At 46.8% G+C, this 6,579-nt stretch carries 7 protein-coding genes; all 7 read right to left on the reverse strand.

Translation table 11 applies throughout. The annotated features are described in order from the left end of the window. Positions 1-190 precede the first annotated feature (190 nt). The 7 genes from rpsI to DW931_RS11435 all read right to left on the reverse strand — a co-directional run bounded on the left by rpsI (position 191) and on the right by DW931_RS11435 (position 6,365). Positions 191-580, reverse strand: a complete 390-nt coding sequence (rpsI, locus tag DW931_RS11405; RefSeq protein WP_022358510.1) for a 30S ribosomal protein S9 — start codon at positions 578-580, stop codon at positions 191-193. 28 nt (positions 581-608) lie between these two features. Then, positions 609-1,043 (reverse strand): 50S ribosomal protein L13, encoded by a 435-nt coding sequence (rplM, locus tag DW931_RS11410; protein WP_022358509.1) that lies wholly within the window; start codon positions 1,041-1,043, stop codon positions 609-611. Positions 1,044-1,457: 414 nt separating this feature from the next. Next, positions 1,458-2,267, reverse strand: a complete 810-nt coding sequence (locus DW931_RS11415; protein WP_022358508.1) for a putative hydro-lyase — start codon at positions 2,265-2,267, stop codon at positions 1,458-1,460. 36 nt (positions 2,268-2,303) lie between these two features. After that, positions 2,304-3,401, reverse strand: a complete 1,098-nt coding sequence (locus DW931_RS11420) for a biotin-dependent carboxyltransferase family protein (protein ID WP_117796819.1) — start codon at positions 3,399-3,401, stop codon at positions 2,304-2,306. A gap of 2 nt (positions 3,402-3,403) precedes the next feature. Beyond that, positions 3,404-4,132: a 5-oxoprolinase subunit PxpB gene (gene pxpB / locus DW931_RS11425; protein ID WP_022358506.1), complete on the reverse strand. Its 729-nt coding sequence runs from the start codon at positions 4,130-4,132 to the stop codon at positions 3,404-3,406. Positions 4,133-4,355: 223 nt separating this feature from the next. Beyond that, positions 4,356-5,579, reverse strand: a complete 1,224-nt coding sequence (locus tag DW931_RS11430) for an NRAMP family divalent metal transporter (RefSeq protein WP_118469093.1) — start codon at positions 5,577-5,579, stop codon at positions 4,356-4,358. Positions 5,580-5,603: 24 nt separating this feature from the next. Next, complete coding sequence (locus tag DW931_RS11435) at positions 5,604-6,365, reverse strand: 5-oxoprolinase subunit PxpA (RefSeq protein WP_022358636.1); 762 nt, start codon at positions 6,363-6,365, stop codon at positions 5,604-5,606. Positions 6,366-6,579 lie beyond the last annotated feature (214 nt).

Genomic DNA, 6,579 nt, shown 5'->3' on the forward strand with positions numbered 1-6,579 from the left:
TTCTGTAAACCCATTTTCCCACCCATTAGGCTCAAAAATAGGCCGTAAACCCATGGTAAACCCATCAAAATGGACTAATTTGAAGTCAAATTTTCTCAAATTTCACCATCGGAATCAGGTGATTTCAGGCATAGAAAAAGCCCGGAAAATGCCATATTTCCGGGCTTTTTTAGCATTTTTAAGTTGTAGATTATCGCTTGCTGAACTGCGGAGCGCGACGAGCTGCTTTGAGACCGTACTTCTTACGCTCTTTCATTCTCGGGTCACGAGTTAAGAAGCCTGCTTTCTTCAGTACCGGACGGTAATCAGCGTCTGCCTGAAGAAGTGCTCTGGAGATACCGTGTCTTACAGCACCTGCCTGGCCTGTAAAACCACCACCACGTACGTTTACAAGTACATCGAACTTATCAACAGTCTCGGTTGCTACGAGCGGCTGACGTACAACTACCTTCAGGGTCTCAAGACCAAAGTACTCGTCGATGTCTCTTTTATTGATTGTAATCTTGCCGGTTCCCGGTACAAGGTATACTCTAGCGATAGATTTTTTTCTTCTGCCTGTTCCGTAAAATTTGTTAGCCATTATTGTTTCCTCCTTCCAGTGCCTTTAATTAAAACTTGATTTCTAAAACTTCCGGCTTCTGAGCTGCCTGCTCGTGCTCCGGACCTGCGTATACATGAAGTTTCGTAATCATGCTTCTTCCTAAAGGTCCCTTTGGAAGCATACCCTTAACTGCTAACTCAACAACCTTCTCCGGCTTCTTAGCCATCATTTCACGAAGGGTTGTCTCTCTCATACCACCTACATAATCAGAGTGATTGTAGTAGATCTTCTGATCCAGTTTCTTACCAGTTACTTTGATCTTCTCTGCGTTTACTACGATTACGTAATCGCCGCAATCCATGTGCGGGGTGAAGATCGGTTTGTTCTTACCTCTTAATACTTTTGCTACCTCAGATGCAAGACGACCTAATGTATATCCTGTAGCGTCAACTACATACCATTTTCTCTCGATTGTTGCTGGACTAGCCATAAAACTCTTCATTGGTTGACCTCCTGTTTTACTTCCTATAATTGAGATTAACTATATCATGAAATGCCTGCTCCGGGGCTTTGGTGCCGGCATATCCCGACTCACGTCATACTGACATATTATATTACACCGTCCCGGACGTGTCAAGCGGTTTTTCCTTGAAAATACAAGGTTTTTTCAACGATTTTCTCAAGGAATTTACAAGGTAAGTGCATTTCATCCCAAGCGTATGATATACGCATGAGATACACATGAAAAAGGAAGACTTCCTCCTCTCAGATTCCATCTTCCCTTTTCGCCGCTTTTTAGGTTGGTAATGAACTTTTTCTCTTTTCTCAAGAGAATTTATTTGAAGGAGACTGGGAAATCTCCGTCAAACCTTATTTTTCGATAAAACCGTTCCTGCAATGGAAGAACCGATTCTGCCTATTTCTGCTTCTTCGCTTCCAGATAATCATTCAGCTCCGTATTCAGGACATTGGTAATGAACATATGTCCCGGTGCGTGGGTAATGACTAACGGAAGTTTTGCATTTTCAATCGCTGCCTGAGGGGTAACGCCGCAAGCCCAGAATACCGGGATCTCACCCTCGCGGATCTCGACTGGATCGCCATAGTCTGGTTTGGAAATATCCTTGATACCGATCGCTGCCGGATCGCCGATCTGGACCGGACCGCCGTGTACGTTTGGATAACGGTCTGTGATCTCTTTGGCTTTCTGTGCGTTTTCTGGGGTCATGGGACGCATGCTGACAACCATCGGTCCCTTGAACACGCCGGCGCTCTCACACTGGATGTTAGTCTTGTACATGGAAACATTGCAGCCCTGCGCGATATGGCGCACTTCAATGCCGGCTTTCATAAGCGCCTCCTCAAAGGAGAAGCTGCAGCCAATCAGGAATGCAACCGAATCTTCTTTCCAATAAGAAGAAACATCTGTCACCTCATCGACTTTCACACCGTCGCGGTAAATGAAATATTTCGGGATGTCCGTCACGATGCTCGCGCCCTCGCCCATATCGTGGATATCCGGTGTGCCCTCTACGACTTCCAGGATTGGACACGGTTTCGGGTTCTTTCTTGCAAATTCTTTAAAATCATCCGCGTACTTCTTCGGCAGGATAACCAGATTTGCCTGTGCATATCCGGCACACATGCCAGCCGTCGGGCGGGTAATCTCGCCAGTCCGAATCAGTTTCCATACTTCCGGTGGTGTCATTTTGCTATAATCTGCCATATACGTTCCCTCCATATCTTTCAATACATCTGAGGTTTATCTGAATCTTTCAGTCTCTTCCTCTAATTCAACCATATATTCAGTTCCATCGATCACAACCCGGTAGGTTCCAATCGGATTCCAGTATCTCTTCGATTCACATCCAACCGCTACCTGAATCACCGCATCGAGTTCTCCGCACGGTTCCGGTACTTTTGCCAATTCTTCTTTGAGTGCCTTGAGTTTTTCCACCTGCTCAATGTAGAGCTTCTGTGCTTCCTCAACCGTTACTTTCTGGAAATGTACTTTATAACCCGGTCTGGACTGTGCAACCAGCGGAAGATCCACAGAGATAACGCCAGCAATCTTCGTATAACCGCCGGTGGTCTGATGATCCGCCATCATGATAATCGGTTGTCCGTGGGACGGCACCTGAATCGCACCAAAGGCGATACCGTCTGTGATAATATCGCCGCCATTTTTATGCTCGATGACCTCGCCCTCGAGACGGCAGCCCATACGGTCGGACTCATTCGTAAATGCATATGTGCTGCTTAAGAAAGTCTCTACACCTTTCTCGGTAAAGCAGTCATCCTGCGGTCCCATGACAACGCGGATGGTTTTCTCCGTCTGGGAGAAGTCCTCCGGCGTCACTTTTCTCTTTCTCATATTTGGAAGGGTCGTCTTCGGAGCGGCAAAACCAATCTCGTCCCCGCCACCGATCTTTCTTCCCTGATAACCGCCTACTTTCAGCTTTAAGTTGGTGGATTTGCTGCCCATCTGTACCGGGATATCCAGCCCGCCTGCTACTGCAATGTACACGCGGCTTCCACTTGTCATACCGGCAAAGTTCATGGAATCGCCCTTATGTACTAAAACTGCCTGATACATCGGAAGATCTTTTCCATTTACCTTTGGAACCAGATTGCCGCCGGTTACTGCGATAATATTGTCTTCTGTAAATTCCATCATCGGTCCCATCAGGGTTACTTCCAGAACCGCCTCGTTTTCATCATTTCCCACTAAAATATTCGCGATCGCTGCGGAACGCTGATCCATAACGCCTGATACAGACATACCGGACTCCTGATAGCCGGTGCGTCCCATGTCCTGTACGGTTGTGAGGAATCCGCCGCTTGCAAACTTAATGCCCATCTTTATACCTCCTTATCGTACACAACGTATTTGTAGGTTCCATCTTCGACTTCTTTTTCGATCTTTTTATACTCTTCCTCGGTTACTGCAGCAAACTTGATATACTGTCCCGCTTCCAGAAGCACTGGTTTCTCGCGGTCTGCATCATAGAGTTTTAACGGAGTCCGTCCAATTAACTGCCAGCCTCCCGGAGATGCTACCGGGTAGATACCGGTCTGCTCACCGGCAATACCGACGGAGCCGCCCTCAATCTTCACTCTCGGGCTCTTCAGACGCGGGGTTGCGATCTCTTTGCTCATGCCGCCCAGATATGGGAATCCAGCGATGAATCCAATCATGTAGATTAGATATTCTTCAGATGTATGAATCTTGATGACCTCTTCCACGGTCTTGTGATTGTGCTCCGCAACATTTTCAATATCCGGACCCATCTCTCCGCCGTAGAGAACCGGAATTTCGATAACGGTTGGCGGCGGGATCGGAATGCTGGATAAGGAACCCATCAATTTATCAAATTTTTCTGTGAGTGCCTTGAATCCGATCACTTCCGGATGATAATGTACTAATAAGGAGCGGTATGTCGGAACCGTCTCCACAATTCCCGGTATATCGCTTTTTTCAACCGCAATCTTGAATGCGCGGATTTTCTTGTTGATCTCCGGGCTGATTTCATTGCCAAACTCAACGCACACAGCGCTGTCGCCCGCTACAAGGTATCTTACCTCGCTCATATATACCTCCTGTCAGATAAACGAAGCCCCCGCCTGCCTGTTCTGCTTTTCTTCGAAAAACCTAAAAACTGCTTCCGACCCAACAAGCCAGTTACAGGGAAACGCCCGGCAGACCTGCTGCCATAAGCCAGCCATCTGCGTGCTCATCCAGCCAGTCCGCCGGGCGCCTGTCCGTTTAATCGTTTTTTATTATTTTACCACATTTTTTGCATTTTTTCATTCATTAACCAAAGATGGTAAGAATCTTCGGCAGAGCCTTGATTCCTGAGTAACCGGTCAGAAGAACAACGCATACACCAAGTACGATGAGTACGGTCGGATGTTTGTAATTTTCACCGACGATATCTTTCCTGCGGCTTGCCAGAAGAATGACAAGCAGTGTAATCGGAAGAATCAGTCCGTTTACGGAACCTGCCAGAACCAGAAGAGTTGCCGGCTGTCCAAGTAATGTCATGATAACGGTCGATACAGCGATGAAGCCGATAACGAACCATTTCTCATTCTCCATGATGAACGGATGCAGGGTCTTTAAGAAGGATACGGATGTATACGCTGCACCGATGATGGAGGTGATAGCTGCAAACAGGATAACCAGACCGAAGATCTTGTAACCGATGATGCCTGCGCCTGCCTTAAAAGCTGCTGCTGGCGGGCTTGCTACCCATGCTTCGCTTCCAACTACTTCCGGAGTTGCTGTAACAACGCCTAAAACTGCGAGGAACAGTAAAATTCTCATAACACCCGATACGCTGACGCCCATTAATACGGAGCGGCGAACGTGCGGAAGATCCTTGGTTCCGGAGAAACCTGCATCCAGAAGACGATGGGCACCGGAGAATGTGATGTAACCGCCGCAGCTTCCGCCAAGCAGGGTAATAATCGGGAATACCAGGTTCGGGAATTCGTTCAGATGTCCAACGCTGCTGATTGCCTCAACAACCGGAGGTTTGGAACGGAATGCTACATAAAGTACGGTAACAATCATGATGCTTCCTAAGTATTTGGTCAGCTTATCCATGAAGTTTTTCGCATCCTTGGATAAGAAGATCAGGATACCGATGACACCGGCTACAACGGTTCCGACTTTCAGTGGGAAACCGAATACGATATTAAAACCGGTTGCGGCGCCGCCGACGTTACCGATATTGAATACCAGACCGCCGAGAGACACAAGAAACGCAATGAAATATCCGAGTCCCGGAACAACTTTATTTGCGATATCCTGTCCACGCATACCGGACACACCGATGATGGACCAGATATTTAACTGGGTTGTAACATCCAGAAGAATGGTGCAGATGATTGCCAGTGCGAAAATAGAGCCATACTGACCGGTAAAGGTTGCAGTCTGCGTCAGGAAACCAGGTCCGATCGCAGACGTTGCCATCAGGAACGCGGCGCCAATCAGGGCTGTCGTGTTCGCATTACTTTTTTTCTTTTCTCCCATATTTTTCTTCTCCTTATATACGTATTAGCGGAACAGATTTTTAATCTCCACTCCCTCGGCTACCAGGGTCTCACGAATGTTCTTTACGAACTCCAGCGCTTTTGGGTTGTCTCCGTGTACACAGATGGAATCTGCCTTGATGGAAATGTCGTTTCCGTTGATGCTCTCAACTTTTCCTTCTTTTACCATTCTTACGACACGTTTGATTGCCAGGTCTTTATCTTTGATGACTGCTCCCGGAAGTTTTCTGGAAACCAGGGTTCCGTCATCGTTGTATGCACGGTCTGCGAACACCTCGCTCGCTGCCTGTAAACCAACCTCCTCGGCTGCCTTGATCATCTGGGATCCTGCCAGACCCATGAAGATGATATCTTTATCTACTTCATAGACTGCTTCACACATCGCTCTCGCCAGCTTCTCATCAACAGCTGCCATGTTGTAGAATGCGCCGTGCGGTTTTACGTGCTGGATTTTTACGCCCTGGCTCTTAGTAAATGCGCTCAATGCGCCGAGCTGGTATTTCAGATATGCTTTCGCTTCTTCCGGAGTTACCACCATGTTTCTTCGACCGAAGCCCATCAGATCCGGAAATCCCGGATGTGCTCCTACTGCGGTTCCGTATTTCTTTGCCAGTGCGATGGTCTTATCCATAACCATCGGATCACCTGCATGCCATCCACAGGCTACGTTGGCGGAAGACACGTACTGAAGAATTTCTTCATCCATACCAATCGTATAGTTACCGAAGCTCTCACCTAAATCACTGTTTAAATCGACATAAAACATGGTTCATTCCTCCCTTTCTTAGCTCACACATCTCATTTTTGCGGCTTAGCGTTTCTTCTGTCTGTTTTCAACAACCATCGGAAACTATTTTTAAGATGAGATGTTTTTTGTATGTTCCCCTTGTTTTTTTGCTTCTAATGATATTTTATCTGACTTTTATGTATTTTTCAATCATAATTTTAATATTTTTTAAAATAATTTAATTTATATACAA

It is taken from the genome of Clostridium sp. AM43-3BH, assembly GCF_003479985.1.
GTDB classification, from domain to species: domain Bacteria; phylum Bacillota; class Clostridia; order Lachnospirales; family Lachnospiraceae; genus Otoolea; species Otoolea fessa.